This window comes from Streptomyces sp. NPDC090994 (assembly GCF_044768905.1).
In the GTDB taxonomy this organism is placed as follows: domain Bacteria; phylum Actinomycetota; class Actinomycetes; order Streptomycetales; family Streptomycetaceae; genus Streptomyces.
The window spans coordinates 102405-124029 of sequence record NZ_JBIVWS010000009.1 but is presented as its reverse complement, the minus strand read 5'-3'; the positions used below and the strand labels follow the sequence as shown (position 1 = coordinate 124029).

General features: G+C 71.3%; 19 protein-coding genes. 18 read left to right on the top strand and 1 reads right to left on the bottom strand.

Features of this window, described 5'->3' with window-relative positions; all coding sequences use genetic code 11:
• The first annotated feature begins 1 nt into the window (after nucleotide 1).
• The 12 genes from ACIQR3_RS20490 to nusB all read left to right on the top strand — a co-directional run bounded on the left by ACIQR3_RS20490 (nucleotide 2) and on the right by nusB (nucleotide 12611).
• Complete coding sequence (locus ACIQR3_RS20490; protein WP_403540788.1) at nucleotides 2-364, top strand: hypothetical protein; 363 nt, start codon at nucleotides 2-4, stop codon at nucleotides 362-364.
• Nucleotides 364-3036, top strand: coding sequence for an alanine--tRNA ligase (gene alaS, locus ACIQR3_RS20485; protein WP_403540785.1), 2673 nt, complete (start codon nucleotides 364-366; stop codon nucleotides 3034-3036). Before ACIQR3_RS20490 ends, alaS begins: the two co-directional genes overlap by 1 nt.
• Complete coding sequence (gene ruvX, locus ACIQR3_RS20480; protein ID WP_403540782.1) at nucleotides 3036-3500, top strand: Holliday junction resolvase RuvX; 465 nt, start codon at nucleotides 3036-3038, stop codon at nucleotides 3498-3500. The genes alaS and ruvX overlap by 1 nt, the downstream gene beginning before the upstream one ends.
• A gap of 123 nt (nucleotides 3501-3623) precedes the next feature.
• A complete protein-coding gene (mltG, locus tag ACIQR3_RS20475) occupies nucleotides 3624-5366 on the top strand; it encodes an endolytic transglycosylase MltG (RefSeq protein ID WP_403540779.1) in 1743 nt (580 codons plus the stop codon).
• Nucleotides 5347-6186, top strand: a complete 840-nt coding sequence (locus tag ACIQR3_RS20470) for a shikimate dehydrogenase (protein ID WP_403540777.1) — start codon at nucleotides 5347-5349, stop codon at nucleotides 6184-6186. Before mltG ends, ACIQR3_RS20470 begins: the two co-directional genes overlap by 20 nt.
• Nucleotides 6187-6328: 142 nt before the next feature.
• Nucleotides 6329-7513 carry a chorismate synthase gene (gene aroC, locus ACIQR3_RS20465; RefSeq protein WP_403540774.1) on the top strand — a complete coding sequence of 395 codons (1185 nt, stop codon included), beginning with the start codon at nucleotides 6329-6331 and terminating at the stop codon, nucleotides 7511-7513.
• The gene (locus tag ACIQR3_RS20460; RefSeq protein ID WP_215167932.1) at nucleotides 7510-8025 is read left to right on the top strand and encodes a shikimate kinase; all 516 of its coding nucleotides are present in this window, start codon (nucleotides 7510-7512) and stop codon (nucleotides 8023-8025) included. The genes aroC and ACIQR3_RS20460 overlap by 4 nt, the downstream gene beginning before the upstream one ends.
• The gene (gene aroB / locus ACIQR3_RS20455) at nucleotides 8022-9116 is read left to right on the top strand and encodes a 3-dehydroquinate synthase (RefSeq protein ID WP_403540771.1); all 1095 of its coding nucleotides are present in this window, start codon (nucleotides 8022-8024) and stop codon (nucleotides 9114-9116) included. The genes ACIQR3_RS20460 and aroB overlap by 4 nt, the downstream gene beginning before the upstream one ends.
• A gap of 244 nt (nucleotides 9117-9360) precedes the next feature.
• The gene (locus ACIQR3_RS20450) at nucleotides 9361-10251 is read left to right on the top strand and encodes a Pro-rich N-terminal domain-containing protein (RefSeq protein ID WP_403540768.1); all 891 of its coding nucleotides are present in this window, start codon (nucleotides 9361-9363) and stop codon (nucleotides 10249-10251) included.
• Between the two features lie 190 nt (nucleotides 10252-10441).
• Entirely contained in the window at nucleotides 10442-11548 is a 1107-nt protein-coding gene (locus tag ACIQR3_RS20445) for an aminopeptidase P family protein (protein WP_403540767.1), read from the top strand.
• 65 nt (nucleotides 11549-11613) lie between these two features.
• Complete coding sequence (efp, locus tag ACIQR3_RS20440) at nucleotides 11614-12180, top strand: elongation factor P (RefSeq protein ID WP_215167936.1); 567 nt, start codon at nucleotides 11614-11616, stop codon at nucleotides 12178-12180.
• Nucleotides 12181-12182: 2 nt separating this feature from the next.
• On the top strand, nucleotides 12183-12611 hold the full coding sequence (gene nusB / locus ACIQR3_RS20435) for a transcription antitermination factor NusB (protein ID WP_215167937.1): 429 nt from the start codon (nucleotides 12183-12185) through the stop codon (nucleotides 12609-12611).
• A gap of 196 nt (nucleotides 12612-12807) precedes the next feature.
• On the opposite strand, the gene bldD is transcribed toward nusB, so the two are convergent.
• Nucleotides 12808-13311 (bottom strand): transcriptional regulator BldD, encoded by a 504-nt coding sequence (gene bldD / locus ACIQR3_RS20430; RefSeq protein WP_190206437.1) that lies wholly within the window; start codon nucleotides 13309-13311, stop codon nucleotides 12808-12810.
• A gap of 308 nt (nucleotides 13312-13619) precedes the next feature.
• Here bldD and pyrR point away from each other — a divergent pair, with 308 nt between their 5' ends.
• From pyrR to carB, 6 genes are all read left to right on the top strand, one after another.
• The gene (gene pyrR, locus ACIQR3_RS20425) at nucleotides 13620-14195 is read left to right on the top strand and encodes a bifunctional pyr operon transcriptional regulator/uracil phosphoribosyltransferase PyrR (protein WP_403540763.1); all 576 of its coding nucleotides are present in this window, start codon (nucleotides 13620-13622) and stop codon (nucleotides 14193-14195) included.
• A gap of 90 nt (nucleotides 14196-14285) precedes the next feature.
• A complete protein-coding gene (locus tag ACIQR3_RS20420; protein ID WP_403540761.1) occupies nucleotides 14286-15257 on the top strand; it encodes an aspartate carbamoyltransferase catalytic subunit in 972 nt (323 codons plus the stop codon).
• Between the two features lie 5 nt (nucleotides 15258-15262).
• Nucleotides 15263-16549: a dihydroorotase gene (locus ACIQR3_RS20415; RefSeq protein ID WP_403540759.1), complete on the top strand. Its 1287-nt coding sequence runs from the start codon at nucleotides 15263-15265 to the stop codon at nucleotides 16547-16549.
• Nucleotides 16546-17121, top strand: coding sequence for a hypothetical protein (locus ACIQR3_RS20410; protein WP_403540757.1), 576 nt, complete (start codon nucleotides 16546-16548; stop codon nucleotides 17119-17121). The genes ACIQR3_RS20415 and ACIQR3_RS20410 overlap by 4 nt, the downstream gene beginning before the upstream one ends.
• The gene (gene carA, locus ACIQR3_RS20405; protein WP_403540755.1) at nucleotides 17118-18260 is read left to right on the top strand and encodes a glutamine-hydrolyzing carbamoyl-phosphate synthase small subunit; all 1143 of its coding nucleotides are present in this window, start codon (nucleotides 17118-17120) and stop codon (nucleotides 18258-18260) included. Before ACIQR3_RS20410 ends, carA begins: the two co-directional genes overlap by 4 nt.
• Nucleotides 18253-21561, top strand: a complete 3309-nt coding sequence (gene carB, locus ACIQR3_RS20400; RefSeq protein ID WP_403540752.1) for a carbamoyl-phosphate synthase large subunit — start codon at nucleotides 18253-18255, stop codon at nucleotides 21559-21561. The genes carA and carB overlap by 8 nt, the downstream gene beginning before the upstream one ends.
• Nucleotides 21562-21625: the final 64 nt, after the last annotated feature.

The window sequence follows — 21625 nt, the reverse complement described above, 5'->3', positions numbered from 1 at the left end:
GATGTTCCGCCGTACGTTCTGGTTCACCACCGGCGTCGCCGCCGGAGTGTGGGCCACCACCAAGGTCAACCGGAAGCTGAAGCAGCTCACCCCCGAGAACCTCGCCGTGACCGCGGCGAACAAGGCGATCGAGGCCGGCGGCCGGCTCAGGGACCGCGCCGTGGACTTCGCGCTCGACGTCCGCGACAACATGGCCCAGCGGGAGGCCGAACTGGGCGACGCCCTCGGTCTCGACGCCCCCGCCGACCGGGAGCTCCCGGCACCCCGGCGGTACGCCGCCATCGAGAACCGCAACGACCCGATGCCCACTTCGAAGTACATCGACAGGACGACGTACTCGTACAACCGGAATGAGGACCACTGATGGAGTCGGCCGAGATCCGCCGCCGCTGGCTGAGCTTCTTCGAGGAGCGCGGGCACACCGTCGTCCCGTCGGCGTCGCTCATCGCGGACGACCCGACTCTGCTGCTGGTCCCGGCCGGCATGGTGCCCTTCAAGCCGTACTTCCTCGGTGAGGTCAAGCCGCCCTTCGACCGCGCCACCAGCGTGCAGAAGTGCGTGCGCACCCCGGACATCGAAGAGGTCGGCAAGACCACCCGGCACGGCACGTTCTTCCAGATGTGCGGCAACTTCTCCTTCGGCGACTACTTCAAGGAAGGCGCCATCACGTACGCCTGGGAGCTGCTCACCAGCCCCCAGGACAAGGGCGGCTACGGCCTCGACCCCGAGCGCCTGTGGATCACCGTCTACCAGGACGACGACGAGGCCGAGCGCATCTGGCACGACGTGGTCGGTGTCCCCTCCGAGCGCATCCAGCGCCTCGGCAAGAAGGACAACTACTGGTCGATGGGCGTGCCCGGCCCCTGCGGCCCCTGCTCCGAGATCAACTACGACCGCGGCCCCGAGTTCGGCGTCGAGGGCGGCCCGGCCGTCAACGACGAGCGGTACGTGGAGATCTGGAACCTCGTCTTCATGCAGTACGAGCGGGGCGAGGGCATCTCCAAGGAGGACTTCGAGATCCTCGGGGAGCTGCCGAGCAAGAACATCGACACCGGGCTCGGCCTGGAGCGGCTCGCCATGATTCTGCAGGGCGTGCAGAACATGTACGAGATCGACACCTCCATGGCCGTCATCCAGAAGGCCACCGACCTGACCGGTGTCTCCTACGGCGACGCCCACGACTCGGACGTCTCCCTGCGCGTGGTCACCGACCACATGCGCACCTCCGTGATGCTCATCGGTGACGGCGTCACGCCGGGCAACGAGGGCCGCGGTTACGTGCTGCGCCGCATCATGCGCCGAGCCATCCGCAACATGCGCCTGCTCGGCGCCACCGGTCCGGTCGTCAAGGACCTGATCGACACGGTGATCGAGATGATGGGGCAGCAGTACCCCGAGCTGATCACCGACCGCGAGCGGATCGAGAAGGTCGCCGTCGCCGAGGAGAACGCCTTCCTCAAGACGCTGAAGGCCGGCACCAACATCCTCGACACCGCCGTCGCCGACACCAAGGCCGCCGGCGGCTCGGTCCTCTCCGGCGACAAGGCGTTCCTGCTCCACGACACCTGGGGCTTCCCGATCGACCTCACCCTGGAGATGGCCGCCGAGCAGGGCCTGTCCGTGGACGAGGACGGCTTCCGGCGCCTGATGAAGGAGCAGCGGGAGCGCGCCAAGGCCGACGCCCAGGCCAAGAAGACCGGCCACGCCGACCTCGGCGCCTACCGCGAGATCGCCGACCGCGCCGGACAGACCGACTTCATCGGCTACACCGACACCGAGGGCGAGTCCACCGTCGTCGGCATCCTGGTCGACGGCGTCTCCTCGCCGGCCGCCACCGAGGGCGACGAGGTCGAGATCGTCCTCGACCGCACCCCCTTCTACGCCGAGGGCGGCGGCCAGATCGGCGACACCGGCCGGATCAGGACCGACTCCGGTGCCGTCATCGAGGTGCGCGACTGCCAGAAGCCGGTCCCGGGCGTCTACGTCCACAAGGGCGTCGTCCAGGTCGGTGAGATCACCGTCGGCGCCAAGGCCCACGCCGCCATCGACGACCGGCGCCGCAAGGCCATCGCCCGCGCCCACTCGGCCACCCACCTCACCCACCAGGCCCTGCGCGACGCGCTGGGCCCGACGGCCGCCCAGGCCGGTTCCGAGAACCAGCCCGGCCGCTTCCGCTTCGACTTCGGTTCCCCGTCCGCCGTGCCGACGGCCGTGATGACCGACGTCGAGCAGAAGATCAACGAGGTGCTCGCCCGCGACCTGGACGTGCGGGCCGACGTCATGGGCATCGACGAGGCCAAGAAGCAGGGCGCCATCGCCGAGTTCGGCGAGAAGTACGGCGAGCGGGTGCGCGTCGTCACCATCGGCGACTTCTCCAAGGAGCTGTGCGGCGGTACCCACGTGCACAACACCGCCCAGCTCGGCCTGGTGAAGCTGCTGGGCGAGTCGTCCATCGGCTCCGGCGTGCGCCGTATCGAGGCCCTGGTGGGCGTCGACGCCTACAACTTCCTCGCCCGTGAGCACACGGTCGTCGCCCAGCTCCAGGAGCTGATCAAGGGCCGTCCGGAGGAGCTCCCGGAGAAGGTCTCCGCCATGCTCGGCAAGCTGAAGGACGCCGAGAAGGAGATCGAGAAGTTCCGCGCCGAGAAGGTCCTCCAGGCCGCGGCGGGTCTCGCCGAGTCCGCCAAGGACGTACGGGGCGTCGCCCTGGTCACCGGCCAGGTCCCGGACGGCACCACCGCCGACGACCTGCGCAAGCTGGTCCTCGACGTGCGCGGCCGCATCCAGGGCGGCCGGGCCGCCGTGGTCGCCCTGTTCACGACGGTGAACGGCAAGCCCCTCACCGTCATCGCCACCAACGACGCCGCCCGCGACCGCGGCCTCAAGGCCGGTGACCTGGTGCGCACCGCCGCCAAGACCCTCGGCGGCGGCGGTGGCGGCAAGCCGGACGTCGCCCAGGGCGGCGGCCAGAACCCGGCCGCCATCGGTGACGCCGTGGCCGCCGTGGAGCGCCTGGTCGCGGAGACGGCCAAGTAATGCGCAGAGGACGTCGGCTCGCCATCGACGTCGGGGACGCCCGGATCGGGGTCGCCTCGTGCGACCCCGACGGGATCCTCGCCACCCCCGTCGAGACGGTCCCGGGCCGGGACCTCCCGGCGGCCCACCGCCGTCTGCGCGCGCTGGTCGAGGAGTACGAGCCGATCGAGGTCGTCGCCGGCCTGCCCCGCTCCCTCAAGGGGGGCGAGGGCCCGGCGGCGGCCAAGGTCCGCCGGTTCGCCCAGGAACTGGCCCAGGGCATCGCCCCCGTCCCGGTCCGGCTCCTCGACGAGCGGATGACGACCGTGACGGCGAGCCAGGGCCTGCGCGCGTCCGGGGTGAATTCCAAGAAGGGCCGTTCGGTCATCGACCAGGCCGCCGCTGTGATCATCCTTCAGCAGGCGCTTGAATCCGAACGGGTGTCAGGTAATCCTCCTGGCGAGGGCGTCGAAGTGGTCATCTGATCGCTGTACGGTAACGTTCCGCGCGATGCGGCGGTCTTCGAACAGCCTCCGCACAGAGAGAGGCGGAACGGTAAGTGGTCCGTGAAAGCCGCGTGACCGCCGCCTCGCGGCTCTAGGGGATCCATGACTGAGTATGGCCGGGGCCAGGGCTCCGAACCGTGGCACCCGGAGGACCCGTTGTACGGGGACGGCGGGTGGGGAGGGCAGCAGGCCCACGCGGGACAGCAGCCCTTCGACGGCGGCCAGTCGCAGCACCGACCGCAGCATCAGCAGCACGGTGACTGGGGCGACGGCGGAGGCCAGGCCGGGTACGGCCAGGCCCAGCAGCAGTACCCGCACGGCGGACAGCAGTACGACGGGCAGCAGTACGACGGCGGGCAGGGTCAGCAGCAGTACGACCAGCAGCAGTACGACCCGCAGTACGGCGGACAGCAGTACCCGGCGCAGCAGCACCAGGACCAGCAGCAGTACGGCGGCGAGGGCTGGGGCACCGGACAGCAGCAGCCCGTGTACCCGGCCGATCCCGCCGACCCGTACGCCCAGCAGGCGGCCGCCTCCTACGGCGCGGAGCAGCCCGACCACTACGGCACCCCGGAGGCGTATCCGCCCCCCGAGCCGCCGAACCGGCGGCGCACCGAGCCGGAGCCGGAGAAGACCGACTGGGACCCGGGGCCCGACCAGGGGGAACACGCCTTCTTCGCGGGCGGCGACGGGGACGACGCCGACGGGGCCGACGACGACGCTCCCGGCCGCGGTGACCGCAGGAACCGCGGGGGCAAGCCGAAGAAGCGGCGGAACGGTTGTGCGTGCCTCGTGGTCTGCCTGGTGCTGGGCGGCGGTGTGGCGGGAGTCGGCTATTTCGGCTACCAGTTCTACCAGGATCGTTTCGGCGCGGCCCCGGACTACGCCGGCGACGGCAACGGCACCCAGGTGACCATCACCGTCCCCAAGGGGGCGGGCGGCTCGGCCATCGGCCAGGAGCTGAAGCGCAAGGGCGTGGTCAAGAGCGTCGACGCGTTCGTCGCGGCGCTGCAGAGCAACCCGAACGCCAAGGGCATCCAGGACGGCGTCTACACGCTGCAGAAGGAGATGTCCGCCGAGAGCGCCGTGAAGCTGATGCTCAGCCCCGAGAGCCGCAACACGCTGATCATCGCCGAGGGCAAGCGCAGCGCCGCCGTCTACGAGCTCATCGACGAACGCCTCGAGGTCGACAAGGGCACCACCGCCAAGGTGGCCAAGTCCGAGTGGAAGGACCTCGGCCTGCCCGACTGGGCGATGAACCACGCCGACGTCAAAGACCCGCTGGAGGGCTTCCTCTACCCGTCCAGCTACTCCGTGGCCAAGGGGCAGAAGCCCGAGGCGGTGCTCAAGGAGATGGTGGCGCGGGCCACCGACAAGTACGAGGAGCTCGGCTTCGAGAAGAAGTCGAAGGAACTGGGGCTCGACGGGCCCTGGCAGCTCGTGACGGTCGCCAGCCTGGTGCAGGCCGAGGGCAAGACCCACGAGGACTTCCGCAAGATGGCCGAGGTCATCTACAACCGCCTCAAGCCCGACAACTACGAGACCAACCAGAAGCTCCAGTTCGACTCGACCTTCAACTACCTGATGGGTCAGAGCGAGATCCACATCAGCGAGTCCGAGATCAACAGCAACCCGGACCCGTACAACACCTACTACCACAAGGGTCTGCCGCCCGGTCCCATCGGCAATCCGGGCGCCGAGGCGCTGGAGGCCGCGCTCAAACCCACGGACGACGGCTGGATCTACTTCGTCGCCACCGATGGCGTGAGCAACACGGAGTTCGCCAAGACCAACGCCGAGTTCGAGAAACTGAAGGACAAGTTCAATGCCAGTACCGGCGACTGACGGCCGCCGGGCCGCCGTCCTCGGCTCCCCGATCGCCCACTCCCTCTCCCCGGTGCTGCACCGCGCCGCGTACGCCGCGCTGGGCCTGGAGGGATGGACGTACGACCTTTTCGAGGTGGACGAGGCGGCCCTGCCGGGGTTCGTCGAGAAGCTGGGGCCCGAGTGGGCCGGGCTGTCGCTGACCATGCCGCTGAAGCGGGCCGTGATCCCGCTGCTCGACGAGGTCAGCGACACGGCGGCCTCCGTGGACGCGGTGAACACCGTCGTCCTCACCGAGGACGGCCGCCGCACCGGCGACAACACCGACATCCCCGGCATGGTCGCCGCCCTGCGCGAGCACGGCGTCGAGAAGGTGGAGTCCGCGGCGATCCTGGGCGCCGGCGCCACCGCCTCCTCCGCGCTGGCCGCGCTGGCCCGTATCTGCGCCGGCGAGGTCGCCGTCTACGTGCGCAGCGAGGCCCGGGCCGCCGAGATGCGCGAGTGGGCCGAGCGGCTCGACGTCGACGTGCGCGTCGTGGACTGGTCGCGGGCCGAGGAGGCACTGCGCGCCCCGCTGGTCGTCGCCACCACCCCGGCCGGCACCACCGACGCGCTGGCCGCCGCCGTGCCGGAGATGCCCACGACCCTGTTCGACGTGCTCTACGAGCCCTGGCCCACCGCGCTGGCCGCCCGCTGGTCGGCCCACGGCGGCGCCGTCGTCAGCGGCCTCGACCTGCTGGTGCACCAGGCGGTGCTGCAGGTGGAGCAGATGACGGGGCGCGGACCGGCACCGCTGGCCGCCATGCGCACCGCGGGCGAGCGGGCGCTGGCGGAGCGTTAGGCGTCCGCGGACGGTCCGCTGTCCGGTTGGTGGACCGCCGCCCAGGTCACATCGGGGGACATGGGAGGATTGGGAGCGGCGGATCAGGGCCGCGCACCCGGTCGCGCCGTGATGGACAGGGCGCGAACACCGAGGAGCACTGTTGAGCAGGTTGCGCTGGCTGACCGCGGGGGAGTCGCACGGCCCCGCACTCGTCGCGACGCTGGAGGGCCTTCCCGCCGGCGTGCCGATCACCACGGAGATGGTGGCGGACCACCTGGCGCGGCGGCGGCTCGGCTACGGGCGCGGCGCTCGGATGAAATTCGAGCGGGACGAGGTCACCTTCCTCGGCGGTGTCCGGCACGGCCTGACCCTGGGCTCCCCGGTCGCGATCATGGTGGGCAACACCGAGTGGCCCAAGTGGGAGCAGGTCATGGCCGGCGACCCGGTCGACCCGGAGGTCCTCGCCGGGCTCGCCCGCAACGCCCCGCTCACCCGGCCGAGGCCCGGCCACGCCGACCTCGCGGGCATGCAGAAGTACGGCTTCGACGAGGCCCGGCCGATCCTGGAGCGTGCCTCCGCGCGGGAGACCGCCGCACGCGTCGCGCTCGGCGCGGTGGCGCGGTCGTACCTGAAGGAGACGGCCGGCATCGAGATCGTCAGCCATGTCGTCGAGCTGGCCGCCGCCAAGGCGCCCTACGGCGTGCTGCCGACCCCGGCCGACGTGGAGAAGCTGGACGCCGACCCGGTGCGCTGCCTGGACGCGGACGCCTCCAAGGCGATGGTCGAGGAGATCGACCAGGCCCACAAGGACGGCGACACCCTGGGCGGTGTCGTGGAGGTGCTGGCGTACGGGGTTCCGGTCGGCCTCGGCTCGCACGTGCACTGGGACCGGCGGCTGGACGCCCGGCTCGCCGCCGCGCTCATGGGCATCCAGGCGATCAAGGGCGTCGAGGTCGGGGACGGCTTCGACCTGGCCCGCGTGCCGGGCTCCAAGGCGCACGACGAGATCCTCACCACCCCCGAGGGCATCAAGCGGGCGTCGGGCCGCTCCGGCGGCACCGAGGGCGGGCTGACCACGGGCGAGCTGCTGCGGGTGCGGGCGGCGATGAAGCCGATCGCGACCGTGCCGCGCGCCCTGAAGACCGTGGACGTCGCCACCGGCGAGGAAGCCGCCGCCCACCACCAGCGCTCCGACGTCTGTGCCGTCCCGGCGGCCGGCATCGTCGCCGAGGCCATGGTCGCGCTGGTGCTGGCGGACGCGGTGGCGGAGAAGTTCGGCGGCGACAGCGTGCCCGAGACCCGGCGCAACGTCACCTCGTTCCTCGACGCCCTGGCCATCCGATGAGCGCACCGCTGCTCGTCCTGGTCGGCCCGATGGGGGTCGGCAAGTCCACCGTCGGCGCACTGCTCGCCGAGCGGCTCGGGACCGGCTACCGGGACACCGACGAGGACATCGTGGCCGCCGAGGGCCGCGCCATCGCCGAGATCTTCGTGGACGAGGGCGAGGCCGCCTTCCGGGCCATCGAGAAGGCGGCCGTGCGACGGGCGCTCGCCGAGCACGACGGCGTCCTGGCCCTGGGCGGCGGCGCGATCCTGGACGAGGAGACGCGCGCGCTGCTCGCCGGACACCGGGTGGTCTACCTCTCGATGGACGTCGAGGAAGCGGTCAAGCGCACCGGCCTCAACGCGGCCCGTCCCCTGCTCGCGGTCAACCCGCGCAAGCAGTGGCGCGAGCTGATGGAGGCCAGACGGCACCTGTACGAGAGCGTCGCCGTGGCCGCCGTACCGACCGACGGCCGCACCCCCGAAGAGGTCGCCGAAGCCGCCCTGGACGCACTGGAGTTGAAGGAAGCATGAGCAGCGAGGCAGTCACCCGCGTCCAGGTCGGCGCCACCGCGGGCAGCGAGGCGTACGAGGTCCTGGTGGGCCGGCAGCTCCTGGACGAGCTGCCCGGCCTGGTCGGGCCCAAGGCCAAGCGGGTCGCCGTCATCCACCCCGAGGCGCTCGCCGAGACGGGCGACGCGCTGCGCGCCGACCTCGCCGGGCAGGGCTACGACGCGATCGCCATCCAGGTGCCCAACGCGGAGGAGGCCAAGACCGCCGAGGTCGCCGCCTACTGCTGGAAGGCGCTCGGCCAGTCCGGGTTCACCCGCACCGACGTCATCGTCGGCGTGGGCGGCGGCGCCACCACGGACGTGGCCGGGTTCGTCGCCGCGACCTGGCTGCGCGGCGTGCGCTGGATCGCCGTACCGACCACCGTGCTGGCCATGGTCGACGCGGCCGTCGGCGGCAAGACCGGCATCAACACCGCCGAGGGCAAGAACCTCGTCGGCGCCTTCCACCCGCCCGCCGGGGTCCTCTGCGACCTCGCCGCGCTGGACTCCCTCCCGGTCAACGACTACGTCTCCGGGCTCGCCGAGATCATCAAGGCCGGGTTCATCGCCGACCCGGCGATCCTCGACCTGATCGAGTCCGACCCCGAGGCCGCCCGCACCCCGGCAGGACCGCACACCGCCGAGCTGATCGAGCGGGCCATCCGGGTCAAGGCCGAGGTCGTCTCCTCCGACCTGAAGGAAGCCGGCCGGCGGGAGATCCTCAACTACGGCCACACCCTCGGCCACGCCATCGAGAAGAACGAGCGCTACAAGTGGCGGCACGGCGCCGCCGTCGCGGTCGGCATGCACTTCGCCGCCGAACTGGGCCGCCTCGCGGGCCGCCTGGACGACGCCACCGCCGACCGCCACCGCAGCATCCTCGAAGCGGTGGGGCTGCCGCTGCACTACCGGTACGACCAGTGGCCCAAGCTGGTGGAGAACATGAAGCTCGACAAGAAGTCCCGCGGCGACCTGCTGCGCTTCATCGTCCTGGACGGCCTGGCCAAGCCCACCGTCCTGGAGGGCCCCGACCCCGCCGTCCTCCTCGCCGCCTACGGCGAAGTGGGGCAGTAGGTACCACCGCGCACCATCCGCCCGATCCGCCCCGCGCGCCGGGCACTTGGGGCCGCCTCCGGCCGTTCACCAAACGACGGCCGGGGGCGGTACCGTTCTGCGACAGAGGCGGGGCCGGCCCCGCTGTCAGCGCCCATCGCCCGCGGTGAGTGAGCCGAAGGGGGCGCGCCGGTGCCGACCTCCGGCACCGGCCGCAGCGCCCCGGCGGCGGACCGAGCCCAAGAACGAGACGGAGTGGCACCGGATGCAGCACGCAGTGGGTTCTCCGCTGCCGCCGCCCCACCAGCCGGGGCACGGACCGGCCACCGGCTGGTCACCGGCCGCACACCACCCGGAACCGCCTCCGGGAGTACACCGGGCGTCCGCCCCCGTGCCACCGCCCCCGGCACCGGGCTACCCGGGCCCGCCCCCGGCGACCCCGCCGGTCCCGCCGCACGCGCCGCCACCCCCGCACGCGCCCACCGCGCAGCACACCCCGCCCCCGCCGGAGCCCACCGGGCACGTCCCGCTGCCCCCCGGCCCGCCCGTGGCCGCGCCCAGCGTGCCGCCCGTCCCGGCGGCCGCCTCCGACCCGGCGACCACCGTCCTCGCCGTACTGCTGATCGGCCCGGCCGGAGCCGGCAAGACCAGCGTCGCCAAGTACTGGGCGGACCACCGCCGGGTGCCCACCGCCCACATCAGCCTCGACGACGTGCGTGAGTGGGTCCGCTCGGGCTTCGCCGACCCGCAGTCCGGGTGGAACGAGCACTCCGAGGCGCAGTACCGCCTGGCCCGCCGCACCTGCGGCTTCGCCGCGCGCAACTTCCTGGCCAACGGCATCTCCTGCATCCTCGACGACGCCGTCTTCCCCGACCGCCCGGTCGTCGGCCTCGGCGGCTGGAAACGGCACGTCGGGCCCGGCCTGCTCCCCGTCGTCCTGCTGCCCGGCCTGGACGTCGTCCTGGAGCGCAATGCCGAGCGGGCGGGCAACCGCCGCCTCACCGACGAGGAGGTCGCCCGCATCCACGGCCGGATGGCCGGCTGGTACGGCTCCGGTCTGCCGATCATCGACAACTCCCAGATCGACGTCCCCGAGACGGCCCGCGTCCTGGACGACGTACTGACCCGCTCGATGGCGAGCCCGCCGAGCTGGTGACGCGGGGGACTGGAGCGACCTGAGGGGCGCGGGGCCGTATCACTGCGGGACTCCGCCGTGGGCGCACCCGGCCCCCACCGGCCGGCACACCACACCCGTCCGTCCCCTCTCACTGAGCGGCGGGCGCCCCCACCGCCCACTCGGCCTCTCCTGAGCGGCGCCCCCCGAGCGAAGCTCTTACGCTCGGCTCATGTCAGAGGTGTACGCGGCCCGCCGGACGCGCCTACGTGAACGCTGCAATGCGGGCGGCAGCGCGGCGGCGCTGGTCTCCCGGCCCGCCAACGTGCGCTATCTCGCCGGTGCCGCCCCGCGCGGTGCCGTCCTGCTGCTGGGTGCCACCGAGGACCTGCTGCTGTGCGGCGAGCCCCCGGACGACCGTCCCACCGACGGGCGGCCCGACGAGACCCTGCGGCTGAGGGTCCTGCCCGGTCTCGGCGCCGACCCCGCCGTCGCCGCGGGCGGCCTCGCCGTGACCCAGGGTGCCGACTCCCTCGCGGTGGAGGAGCACCACCTCACCGTGGCCCGGCACCGCGCGATCGGCTCCGTCGCTTCCCGGCTCCGCCTGGCCGATCTGGGCCAGGCCGTCGAACAGCTGAGGGTGGTCAAGGACGAGGAGGAGATCTCCTGCCTGCGCATCGGCGCGGAGATCGCCGACCAGGCCCTCGGCGAGCTGCTGGAATCGATCCTGGTCGGCCGTACCGAGCGGCACCTCGCCCTGGAACTGGAGCGCCGCCTCGTCGACCACGGCGCCGACGGCCCGGCCTTCCCCACCTCGGTGGGGACCGGCCCGAACTCCGGGCGCCCCGGTCACCGGCCCACCGACCGGCGGGTGGAGGAGGGCGACTTCCTCTCCGTCTGCCTCGGCGCCACCTACCGCGGCTACCGCTGCGAGATCGGCCGTACGTTCGTCATCGGCACCTCGCCGGCCGACTGGCAGATCGAGCTGTACGACCTCGTCTTCGCCGCGCAACGGGCCGGCCGTGAGGCCCTGGTGCCCGGCGCCGCCCACCGTGACGTGGACCGCGCGGCCCGCCAGGTACTGGACTCCGCGGGGTACACCGAGAACCTTCCCGTGCGCACCGGCCACGGCGTCGGACTCGAAATCGACGAGGACCCTCAATTGACCCCGGCGGCCATGGGTAAACTGGACGCTTGTGTGCCGGTCACCGTCGAACCGGGGGTCCACCTCCCCGGCCGGGGCGGTGTCCGGATCGATGACACGCTCGTCGTACGCCCCGAGGCGGACGGCGGACCCGAGCTACTCACCATCACGACCAAGGAGCTGCTCGCGCTCTAGCCTCGCGCTGTGCGCTTGCCCCGGGGTCGTCCACGTCACAGTCCAGTCCAGGAGATTCCGCAACCGTGGCTTCCACGAACGACCTCAAGAACGGCCTGGTGCTCAAGCTCGAAGGCGGCCAGCTCTGGTCCGTCGTCGAGTTCCAGCACGTCAAGCCCGGCAAGGGCCCGGCCTTCGTGCGCACCAAGCTCAAGAACGTGCTTTCCGGCAAGGTCGTCGACAAGACCTTCAACGCCGGTGTCAAGGTCGAGACGGCCACTGTCGACAAGCGCGACATGCAGTTCTCGTACATGGACGGCGACTACTTCGTCTTCATGGACATGGAGACCTACGACCAGCTCCACATCGACCGCAAGGTCGTCGGCGACGCCGCCAACTTCCTCATCGAGGGCTTCGAGGCCACCGTCGCCCAGCACGAGGGCGAGGTGCTCTTCGTCGAGCTGCCCGCCGCCGTCGAGCTGACCGTCCAGGAGACCGAGCCCGGCGTCCAGGGCGACCGCTCCACCGGCGGCACCAAGCCCGCCACCCTGGAGACCGGCCACCAGATCCAGGTCCCGCTCTTCATCACCACCGGTGAGAAGATCAAGGTCGACACCCGCAGCAGCGACTACCTCGGCCGGGTGAACAGCTAACCGTGGCCGCCCGCAACACGGCCCGCAAGCGCGCCTTCCAGATCCTCTTCGAGGGCGACCAGCGCGGCGCCGACGTCCTGACCGTCCTCGCGGACTGGGTACGGCACTCCCGGTCCGACACCCGGCAGCCGCCGGTGAGCGAGTACACGATGGAGCTGGTCGAGGGGTACGCGGAGCACGCGACGCGTATCGACGAGCTGATCGCCCAGTACGCGGTGGGCTGGACGCTCGACCGCATGCCGGTCGTCGACCGCAACATCCTGCGCCTCGGCGCGTACGAGCTGATCTGGGTCGACGGGACGCCGGACGCCGTCGTGCTCGACGAGGCGGTGCAGCTGGCGAAGGAGTTCTCGACCGACGAGTCGCCGTCGTTCGTCAACGGGCTGCTGGGCCGGCTCAAGGAGCTGAAGCCGACGCTGCGGCGGGCTTGACCGGCGAGGGGCGCCGCGGGGCTGCGGCATTCGAGTGACGTGCGGGCAGCACGTGGTTGCCCGCGCCGTTCCCCGCGCCCCTGGGGGAGCTGCCCTCACCGGGCTGGACAAGTAGCCCCGCACATGCCGCCGGGGTGGCCGGAACCGACTGGTTCCGGCCACCCCGGCGGCACGTTTCTGCTGGTACGGGCGGTGCTCAGACCTCCTCGTGGGACGCCACCGCGCGGCGTGCGTCCGCGTCCAGGACGCCCCAGCTGATCAGCTGCTCGGTGAGGACCGAGGGCGACTGGTCGTAGATCACGGCGAGTGTGCGCAGGTCGTCCTGGCGGATCGAGAGCACCTTGCCGTTGTAGTCACCGCGCTGGGACTGGATCGTCGCCGCGTAGCGCTGGAGAGGACCCGCCTTCTCGGCCGGCACCGTGGCCAGCCGCTCCAGGTCCAGGACCAGCTTCGGCGGCGGCTCGGCGGCACCGCCGGGCGTGGTGCCCGGAAGCAGCTCCTGCACCGGAACGCCGTAGAAGTCCGCCAGCTCGGCGAGGCGCTGCACGGTCACGGCACGGTCGCCGCGCTCGTACGAACCGACCACGACGGCCTTCCAGCGGCCCTGGGACTTCTCCTCGACACCGTGGAGGGAAAGGCCCTGCTGGGTGCGGATGGCGCGGAGCTTGGCCCCGAGCTGTTTGGCGTATTCGCTGGACATATGGCTCCCCGGACACTGTGTCGACGCGACGGGCTCGGTTTCCTGCCGCGCGGCTGGTAACTCACTGTGAGGTTACGCAGCGTTACTCTGCCGCGTCAAGCCGAACGGTCCGCCCCGACTCTTCCGGGCCGATGGCGACACGTTAGGCCATCCGAGTGACTGACGTACTCCGATGGGGTGGCAGAGGTGCGATCGGGGTGGCGATGGGGTGCGGTGAGGGTGCCAGTCGGCACCTGCTACCGTGGATGGCGCAAATCCGACGTCCTTTAAGGTCCGTCCCGTGAGGCGGAGAAGGAGGTCCGTTTCCCATGGACAAGCAGGACACCCAGCCCGGTTCACCGTCCGACGCGCGGCCCGTGCTGGAAGGCCCCGACATCGCGCGGGTGCTGACCCGTATCGCCCACGAGATCGTCGAACGCGCCAAGGGCGCCGACGACGTGGTGCTCCTCGGCATCCCGACCCGGGGCGTCTTCCTCGCCCGCCGACTCGCCGCCAAGCTGGAGCAGATCACCGAGCGCAAGGTCCCCTGCGGCTCGCTCGACATCACGATGTACCGCGACGACCTGCGCATGCACCCGCCGCGTGCGCTGGCCCGCACGGAGATCCCGGGTGACGGTCTCGACGGCCGCCTCGTCGTCCTCGTCGACGACGTCCTCTTCTCCGGCCGCACCATCCGCGCCGCCCTCGACGCCCTGAACGACATCGGCCGGCCCCGCGCGGTCCAGCTTGCCGTCCTCGTCGACCGCGGCCACCGCGAACTCCCGATCCGCGCCGACTACGTCGGCAAGAACCTCCCCACGTCGCTGCGGGAGACGGTCAAGGTCCTGCTCGCCGAGGAGGACGGTCGCGACACCGTGCTGCTCGGCGCCAAGACCGGCCAGTAGCACCTCGGGCGCCGGGCCGCTTCGGCGTGCCCACGCATGCGCCGAGCTGCCCGAAACCTCCCGAATGAACTGCCTTACGGAGCCTGACAGATGCAGCGTCATCTCATCTCGGCCGCCGACCTCACCCGCGACGACGCCGTCCTGATCCTCGACACCGCCGAGGAGATGGCCCGGGTCGCCGACCGGCCGATCAAGAAACTGCCCACCCTGCGCGGCCGTACCGTCGTCAACCTCTTCTTCGAGGACTCCACCCGGACCCGGATCTCCTTCGAGGCGGCCGAGAAGCGGCTGTCCGCGGACGTCATCAACTTCACCGCCAAGGGCTCCAGCGTCTCCAAGGGCGAGTCCCTGAAGGACACCGCCCAGACCCTGGAGGCCATGGGCGTCGACGCGGTCGTCATCCGGCACGGCGCCTCCGGAGCCCCGTACCGGCTGGCCACCTCCGGCTGGATCGACGCCCATGTGATCAACGCCGGGGACGGCACCCACCAGCACCCCACCCAGGCCCTGCTGGACGCGTTCACCATGCGCCGCCGGCTGGTCGGCCGGGACGCCGGGCTCGGCAAGGACCTCGACGGGCGGCGCGTCACCCTCGTCGGCGACGTCCTGCACAGCCGCGTCGCCCGCTCCAACGTCGACCTGCTGCACACCCTCGGCGCCCAGGTCACCCTGGTCGCCCCGCCCACCCTGCTGCCGGTCGGCGTCGACACCTGGCCCTGCGAGGTCTCCTACGACCTCGACTCCACGCTCACCGAGTCCGACGCCGTGATGATGCTGCGCGTGCAGCGCGAGCGGATGAACGCCGCGTTCTTCCCGACCGAGCGCGAGTACTCCCGCCGCTACGGCCTCGACGGCGACCGCATGGCGAAGATGCCCGGGCACGCCATCGTGATGCACCCCGGGCCGATGGTCCGCGGCATGGAGATCACCGCCGAGGTCGCCGACTCCGACCGCTGCACCGTCGTCGAGCAGGTCGCCAACGGCGTCTCCATCCGCATGGCCGTGCTGTACCTGCTGCTCGGCGGCAACGAGCCCGCCCAGACCCGCACTGAGGAGAAGTAAGACCCATGAGCAAGATCCTGATCCGTGGTGCGAAGGTGCTCGGCGGCGAGCAGCGGGACGTACTGATCGACGGCGAGACCATCGAGGCGGTCGGCCAGGACCTGGCCGCCGACGGCGCCGAGGTCGTCGAGGCGGCCGGGAAGGTGCTGCTGCCCGGCCTGGTCGACCTCCACACCCACCTGCGCGAGCCCGGCCGTGAGGACTCCGAGACGGTCCTGACCGGCACCCGCGCGGCGGCGTCCGGCGGCTACACCACGGTGTTCGCCATGGCCAACACCTTCCCGGTCGCCGACACGGCGGGCGTGGTCGAGCAGGTCTGGCGGCTCGGCACCGAGTCCGGCTACTGCGACGTACGGCCCATCGGCGCCGTCACCGTCGGCCTGGAGGGCGAGAAGCTCGCCGAACTGGGCGCCATGCACGAGTCCGCGGCCGGCGTCACCGTCTTCTCCGACGACGGCAAGTGCGTCCACGACGCGGTGATCATGCGGCGCGCCCTGGAGTACGTGAAGGCGTTCGACGGCGTCGTCGCCCAGCACGCCCAGGAGCCGCGCCTCACCGAGGGCGCCCAGATGAACGAGGGCGTCGTCTCCGCCGAACTGGGGCTCGGCGGCTGGCCCGCGGTGGCCGAAGAATCGATCATCGCCCGGGATGTCCTGCTCGCCGAGCACGTCGGCTCCCGCGTCCACATCTGCCACCTGTCGACCGCCGGGTCCGTCGAGATCGTCCGCTGGGCCAAGTCCCGGGGCATCCAGGTCACCGCCGAGGTCACCCCGCACCACCTGCTCCTCACCGACGAACTGGTCCGGTCCTACAACCCGGTCTACAAGGTGAACCCGCCGCTGCGCACCGAGCGTGACGTCATGGCGCTGCGCGAGGCGCTGGCGGACGGCACGATCGACATCGTCGCCACCGACCACGCCCCGCACCCGCACGAGGACAAGGACTGCGAGTGGGCCGCCGCCGCCATGGGCATGGTCGGCCTGGAGACCGCGTTGTCAGTGGTCCAGGAGACCATGGTGGACACGGGTCTGCTGGACTGGGCCGGCGTCGCCGACCGGATGTCCGTCAAGCCCGCGCAGATCGGACAGGCAGCCGGCCAGGGCCGTCCCGTCTCGGCAGGTGAGCCCGCCAACCTCACCCTCGTCGACACGGAATACCGTGGCCGGGTGGACCCCGCGGGCTTCGCCTCGCGCAGCCGCAACACCCCCTACGAGGGGCGCGAGCTGCCGGGCCGTGTGACGCACACGTGGCTGCGGGGCAAGGCCACGCTCGTCGACGGGAAGCTCACGTGACACCTGTAATCCTGCTGGCCGCCGAGAAGCAATCGGCGGAAGTGACCGACTGGGCCGCCCGCATCGGCTGGGTCGTCGGCCTCGCCCTGTTCGTCGCGCTCGTCTACTGGCTGATGCGCGAGGGCTGGAAGTGGCGCGGCACCCTCCAGGGGGACCTGCCGGAACTTCCCACCGCGCCGGAATCTCCGGGTAAGGCGAGACTGGCTGTGCTGTCGATGAGTGGCCGCTACCACGGCTCCACCACCGCCGGTCAGTGGCTGGACCGCATCGTCGCCCGCGGCCTGGGCACCCGTAGCCGGGCCGAGCTGACGCTGACGGACGCGGGAGTCGACGTCGTACGCCCCGGCGCCACCGACTTCTTCGTCCCGGCCGCCGCCCTGCGCGGGGCCCGGCTCGACAAGGGCATCGCAGGCAAGGTCCTCACCGAGGGCGGACTGCTGGTCCTGACCTGGGAACACGGCGGCAAACTGATCGACTCCGGCTTCCGCTCCGACCACGCGGCCGAGCACAACGAGTGGGTCGACACCCTGAACGAAATGATCAACAAGAGGGAAACGGAAGGCGCGCGATGACGACCTCCACAAGGGGAGCCGGCAAGACTCCCGCAGTACTCGTCCTGGAGGACGGCCGGGTCTTCCGCGGCCGCGCCTACGGGGCCGTGGGGGAGACCTTCGGCGAGGCCGTCTTCTCCACCGGCATGACCGGCTACCAGGAGACCCTGACCGACCCGTCGTACGCCCGGCAGATCGTGGTGGCGACCGCCCCGCAGATCGGCAACACCGGCTGGAACGACGAGGACGACGAGTCCCGGCGCATCTGGGTCTCCGGCTACGTCGTGCGCGACCCCGCGCGCGTGCCGTCCAACTGGCGCTCCCGGCGCTCCCTGGACGACGAGCTGACCCGCCAGGGGATCGTCGGCATCTCCGGCATCGACACCCGCGCCCTCACCCGCCACCTGCGCGAGCGCGGCTCCATGCGGGCCGGTGTCTTCTCCGGCGACGCCCTCGCCGACGACGCCGCGCTCCTCGCGCGCGTGCGGGAGCAGCCGCACATGAAGGGCGCCAGCCTCTTCGAGGAGGTCGCCACCCAGGAGGCGTACGTCGTCCCCGCGATCGGCGAGAAGAAGTTCACCGTCGCCGCGATCGACCTCGGCATCAAGGGCATGACCCCGCACCGCATGGCCGAGCGCGGCATCGAGGTGCACGTCCTGCCCGCCACCGCGACCGTCGAGGACATCTACGCCGCCGGGCCGGACGGCGTGTTCTTCTCCAACGGCCCCGGTGACCCCGCCGCCGCCGACCACCCGGTCGCCCTCATGCGGGCGGTCCTGGAGCGCGGCACTCCGCTGTTCGGCATCTGCTTCGGCAACCAGATCCTGGGCCGGGCGCTCGGTTTCGGCACCTTCAAGCTGAAGTACGGCCACCGCGGCATCAACCAGCCGGTGCAGGACCGTACGACCGGCAAGGTCGAGGTCACCGCGCACAACCACGGCTTCGCCGTCGACGCCCCGCTCGACAAGGTCTCCGACACCCCCTTCGGCCGCGCCGAGGTCTCCCACGTGTGTCTCAACGACAACGTGGTGGAGGGGCTCCAGCTCCTCGACCGGCCGGCCTTCAGCGTCCAGTACCACCCGGAAGCGGCCGCGGGTCCCCACGACGCCGCCTACCTGTTCGACCGCTTCGTTTCTCTGATGGAGGGCCAGCGTGCCTAAGCGCTCCGATATCCAGTCCGTCCTGGTCATCGGCTCCGGCCCGATCGTCATCGGCCAGGCCGCCGAGTTCGACTACTCCGGCACCCAGGCGTGCCGCGTGCTCAAGGCCGAGGGCCTGCGGGTCATCCTCGTGAACTCCAACCCCGCGACGATCATGACCGACCCGGAGATCGCCGACGCCACCTACGTCGAGCCGATCACCCCCGAGTTCGTCGAGAAGATCATCGCCAAGGAGCGCCCCGACGCCCTGCTGCCCACCCTGGGCGGCCAGACGGCCCTGAACACCGCGATCTCCATGCACGAGCAGGGCGTGCTGGAGAAGTACGGCGTCGAGCTGATCGGCGCCAACGTCGAGGCGATCCACAAGGGCGAGGACCGCGACCTGTTCAAGGGCGTCGTCGAGGAGGTCCGCAAGAAGACCGGCCACGGCGAGTCCGCCCGCTCCTACATCTGCCACTCCATGGACGACGTCCTCAAGGGCGTCGAGGCGCTCGGCGGCTACCCGGTCGTCGTCCGCCCCTCCTTCACCATGGGCGGCGCCGGCTCCGGCTTCGCCCACGACGAGGAGGAGCTGCGCCGCATCGCGGGCCAGGGCCTCACGCTCTCCCCGACCACCGAGGTGCTCCTGGAGGAGTCCATCCTCGGCTGGAAGGAGTACGAGCTGGAGCTGATGCGCGACAAGCACGACAACGTCGTGGTCGTCTGCTCCATCGAGAACTTCGACCCCATGGGCGTGCACACCGGCGACTCGATCACCGTCGCGCCCGCCATGACGCTCACCGACCGCGAGTACCAGGTGCTGCGCGACGTCGGCATCGCGATCATCCGCGAGGTCGGCGTCGACACCGGCGGCTGCAACATCCAGTTCGCGGTCAACCCCGAGGACGGCCGGGTCATCGTCATCGAGATGAACCCGCGTGTGTCGCGCTCCTCCGCGCTCGCCTCCAAGGCGACCGGCTTCCCGATCGCCAAGATCGCCGCCAAGCTGGCCGTCGGCTACACGCTGGACGAGATCCCCAACGACATCACGCGGGAGACCCCGGCCTCCTTCGAGCCGACCCTCGACTACGTGGTCGTCAAGGCGCCCCGGTTCGCCTTCGAGAAGTTCCCGAGCGCCGACTCGACGCTGACCACGACCATGAAGTCGGTCGGCGAGGCCATGGCCATCGGCCGGAACTTCCCCGAGGCGTTCCAGAAGGCGCTGCGCTCCCTGGAGAAGAAGGGCAGCCAGTTCACCTTCGTCGGCGACCCCGGCGACAAGCAGCAGCTCCTGGAGGCGTCGGTCCGGCCCACCGACGGCCGGATCAACACCGTCATGCAGGCCATCCGCGCGGGCGCCACCCCCGAGGAGATCTTCGACTACACGAAGATCGACCCCTGGTTCGTCGACCAGCTCTTCCTCATCAAGGAGACCGCCGACGAGATCGCCGCCGCCCCCGGGCTGACCGCCGACCTGTTCGCCGAGGCGAAGCGGCACGGCTTCTCCGACCAGCAGATCGCCGAGATCCGCGGCCTGCGCGAGGACGTCGTCCGCGAGGTGCGGCACGCGCTCGGCGTCCGCCCGGTCTACAAGACGGTCGACACCTGCGCCGCCGAGTTCGCCGCGAAGACGCCGTACTTCTACTCCTCCTACGACGAGGAGACCGAGGTCGCGCCGCGCGAGAAGCCGGCCGTCATCATCCTGGGCTCCGGCCCGAACCGCATCGGCCAGGGCATCGAGTTCGACTACTCCTGCGTCCACGCCTCCTTCGCGCTGAGCGACGCCGGGTACGAGACCGTGATGGTCAACTGCAACCCGGAGACCGTCTCCACCGACTACGACACCTCCGACCGGCTCTACTTCGAGCCGCTCACCCTGGAGGACGTCCTGGAGATCGTCCACGCCGAGCAGCAGGCCGGACCGGTCGCCGGCGTCGTCGTCCAGCTCGGCGGCCAGACCCCGCTGGGCCTGTCGCAGGCGCTCAAGGACAACGGCGTACCGATCGTCGGCACCCCGCCCGAGGCGATCCACGCCGCCGAGGACCGCGGCGCCTTCGGCCGGGTCCTCGCCGAGGCGGGCCTGCCCGCCCCCAAGCACGGCACCGCCACCACCTTCGCCGGCGCCAAGGCCATCGCCGACGAGATCGGCTACCCGGTCCTGGTCCGCCCCTCCTACGTCCTCGGCGGACGCGGCATGGAGATCGTCTACGACGAGACCCGCCTGGAGTCCTACATCGCCGAGTCGACCGAGATCAGCCCGTCCCGTCCGGTCCTGGTCGACCGGTTCCTGGACGACGCGATCGAAATCGACGTCGACGCGCTGTACGACGGCGAGGAGCTGTACCTCGGCGGCGTCATGGAGCACATCGAGGAAGCCGGCATCCACTCCGGCGACTCGGCGTGCGCCCTGCCCCCGATCACGCTCGGCGGCTTCGACATCAAGCGGCTGCGCGCCTCCACCGAGGCCATCGCCGCGGGCGTCGGCGTACGCGGCCTGATCAACATCCAGTTCGCGCTGGCCGGGGACATCCTCTACGTCCTGGAGGCCAACCCGCGCGCCTCGCGCACCGTGCCCTTCACCTCCAAGGCGACCGCGGTGCCGCTGGCCAAGGCCGCCGCCCGCATCTCGCTCGGCGCGACCATCGCCGAGCTGCGCGCCGAGGGCCTGCTCCCGGCCACCGGCGACGGCGGCGAGCTGCCGCTGGACGCGCCGATCTCCGTCAAGGAGGCCGTGATGCCGTGGTCCCGCTTCCGCGACATCCACGGCCGCGGCGTCGACACCGTCCTCGGCCCGGAGATGCGCTCCACCGGCGAGGTCATGGGCATCGACTCCGTCTTCGGCACCGCGTACGCCAAGTCGCAGGCCGGCGCCTACGGCCCGCTGCCCACCAAGGGCCGCGCCTTCATCTCGGTCGCCAACCGCGACAAGCGCTCGATGATCTTCCCCGCCCGCGAGCTGGTCGCCCACGGCTTCGAACTGATGGCCACCTCCGGCACCGCGGAGGTCCTGCGCCGCAACGGCATCAACGCCACCGTCGTGCGCAAGCAGTCCGAGGGCACCGGCCCCAACGGCGAGAAGACCATCGTCCAGCTCATCCACGACGGCGAGGTCGACCTCATCGTCAACACCCCGTACGGCACCGGCGGCCGCCTCGACGGCTACGACATCCGTACGGCGGCGGTGGCGCGGTCCGTGCCCTGCCTGACGACCGTCCAGGCGCTCGCCGCCGCGGTCCAGGGCATCGACGCCCTCAACCACGGCGACGTGGGCGTCCGATCGCTCCAGGAACACGCGGAATTCCTGACCGCGGCCCGCGACTAGCAGCCCCGAGGGGGACACCGGAAACGGTGTCCCCCTCTTCATGAGGCTCTTCACGAGGACACCA

Excerpts from the sequence above, each read along its gene's own strand:
- ACIQR3_RS20490 (WP_403540788.1), top strand. The coding sequence starts at position 2 with ATGTTCCGCCGTACGTTCTGGTTCACCACCGGCGTCGCCGCCGGAGTG.
- alaS (WP_403540785.1), top strand. The coding sequence starts at position 364 with ATGGAGTCGGCCGAGATCCGCCGCCGCTGGCTGAGCTTCTTCGAGGAG.
- ruvX (WP_403540782.1), top strand. The coding sequence starts at position 3,036 with ATGCGCAGAGGACGTCGGCTCGCCATCGACGTCGGGGACGCCCGGATC.
- mltG (WP_403540779.1), top strand. The coding sequence starts at position 3,624 with ATGACTGAGTATGGCCGGGGCCAGGGCTCCGAACCGTGGCACCCGGAG.
- ACIQR3_RS20470 (WP_403540777.1), top strand. The coding sequence starts at position 5,347 with ATGCCAGTACCGGCGACTGACGGCCGCCGGGCCGCCGTCCTCGGCTCC.
- ACIQR3_RS20460 (WP_215167932.1), top strand. The coding sequence starts at position 7,510 with ATGAGCGCACCGCTGCTCGTCCTGGTCGGCCCGATGGGGGTCGGCAAG.
- aroB (WP_403540771.1), top strand. The coding sequence starts at position 8,022 with ATGAGCAGCGAGGCAGTCACCCGCGTCCAGGTCGGCGCCACCGCGGGC.
- ACIQR3_RS20450 (WP_403540768.1), top strand. The coding sequence starts at position 9,361 with ATGCAGCACGCAGTGGGTTCTCCGCTGCCGCCGCCCCACCAGCCGGGG.
- ACIQR3_RS20445 (WP_403540767.1), top strand. The coding sequence starts at position 10,442 with ATGTCAGAGGTGTACGCGGCCCGCCGGACGCGCCTACGTGAACGCTGC.
- bldD (WP_190206437.1), bottom strand. The coding sequence starts at position 13,311 with ATGTCCAGCGAATACGCCAAACAGCTCGGGGCCAAGCTCCGCGCCATC.
- pyrR (WP_403540763.1), top strand. The coding sequence starts at position 13,620 with ATGGACAAGCAGGACACCCAGCCCGGTTCACCGTCCGACGCGCGGCCC.
- ACIQR3_RS20420 (WP_403540761.1), top strand. The coding sequence starts at position 14,286 with ATGCAGCGTCATCTCATCTCGGCCGCCGACCTCACCCGCGACGACGCC.
- ACIQR3_RS20415 (WP_403540759.1), top strand. The coding sequence starts at position 15,263 with ATGAGCAAGATCCTGATCCGTGGTGCGAAGGTGCTCGGCGGCGAGCAG.
- carA (WP_403540755.1), top strand. The coding sequence starts at position 17,118 with ATGACGACCTCCACAAGGGGAGCCGGCAAGACTCCCGCAGTACTCGTC.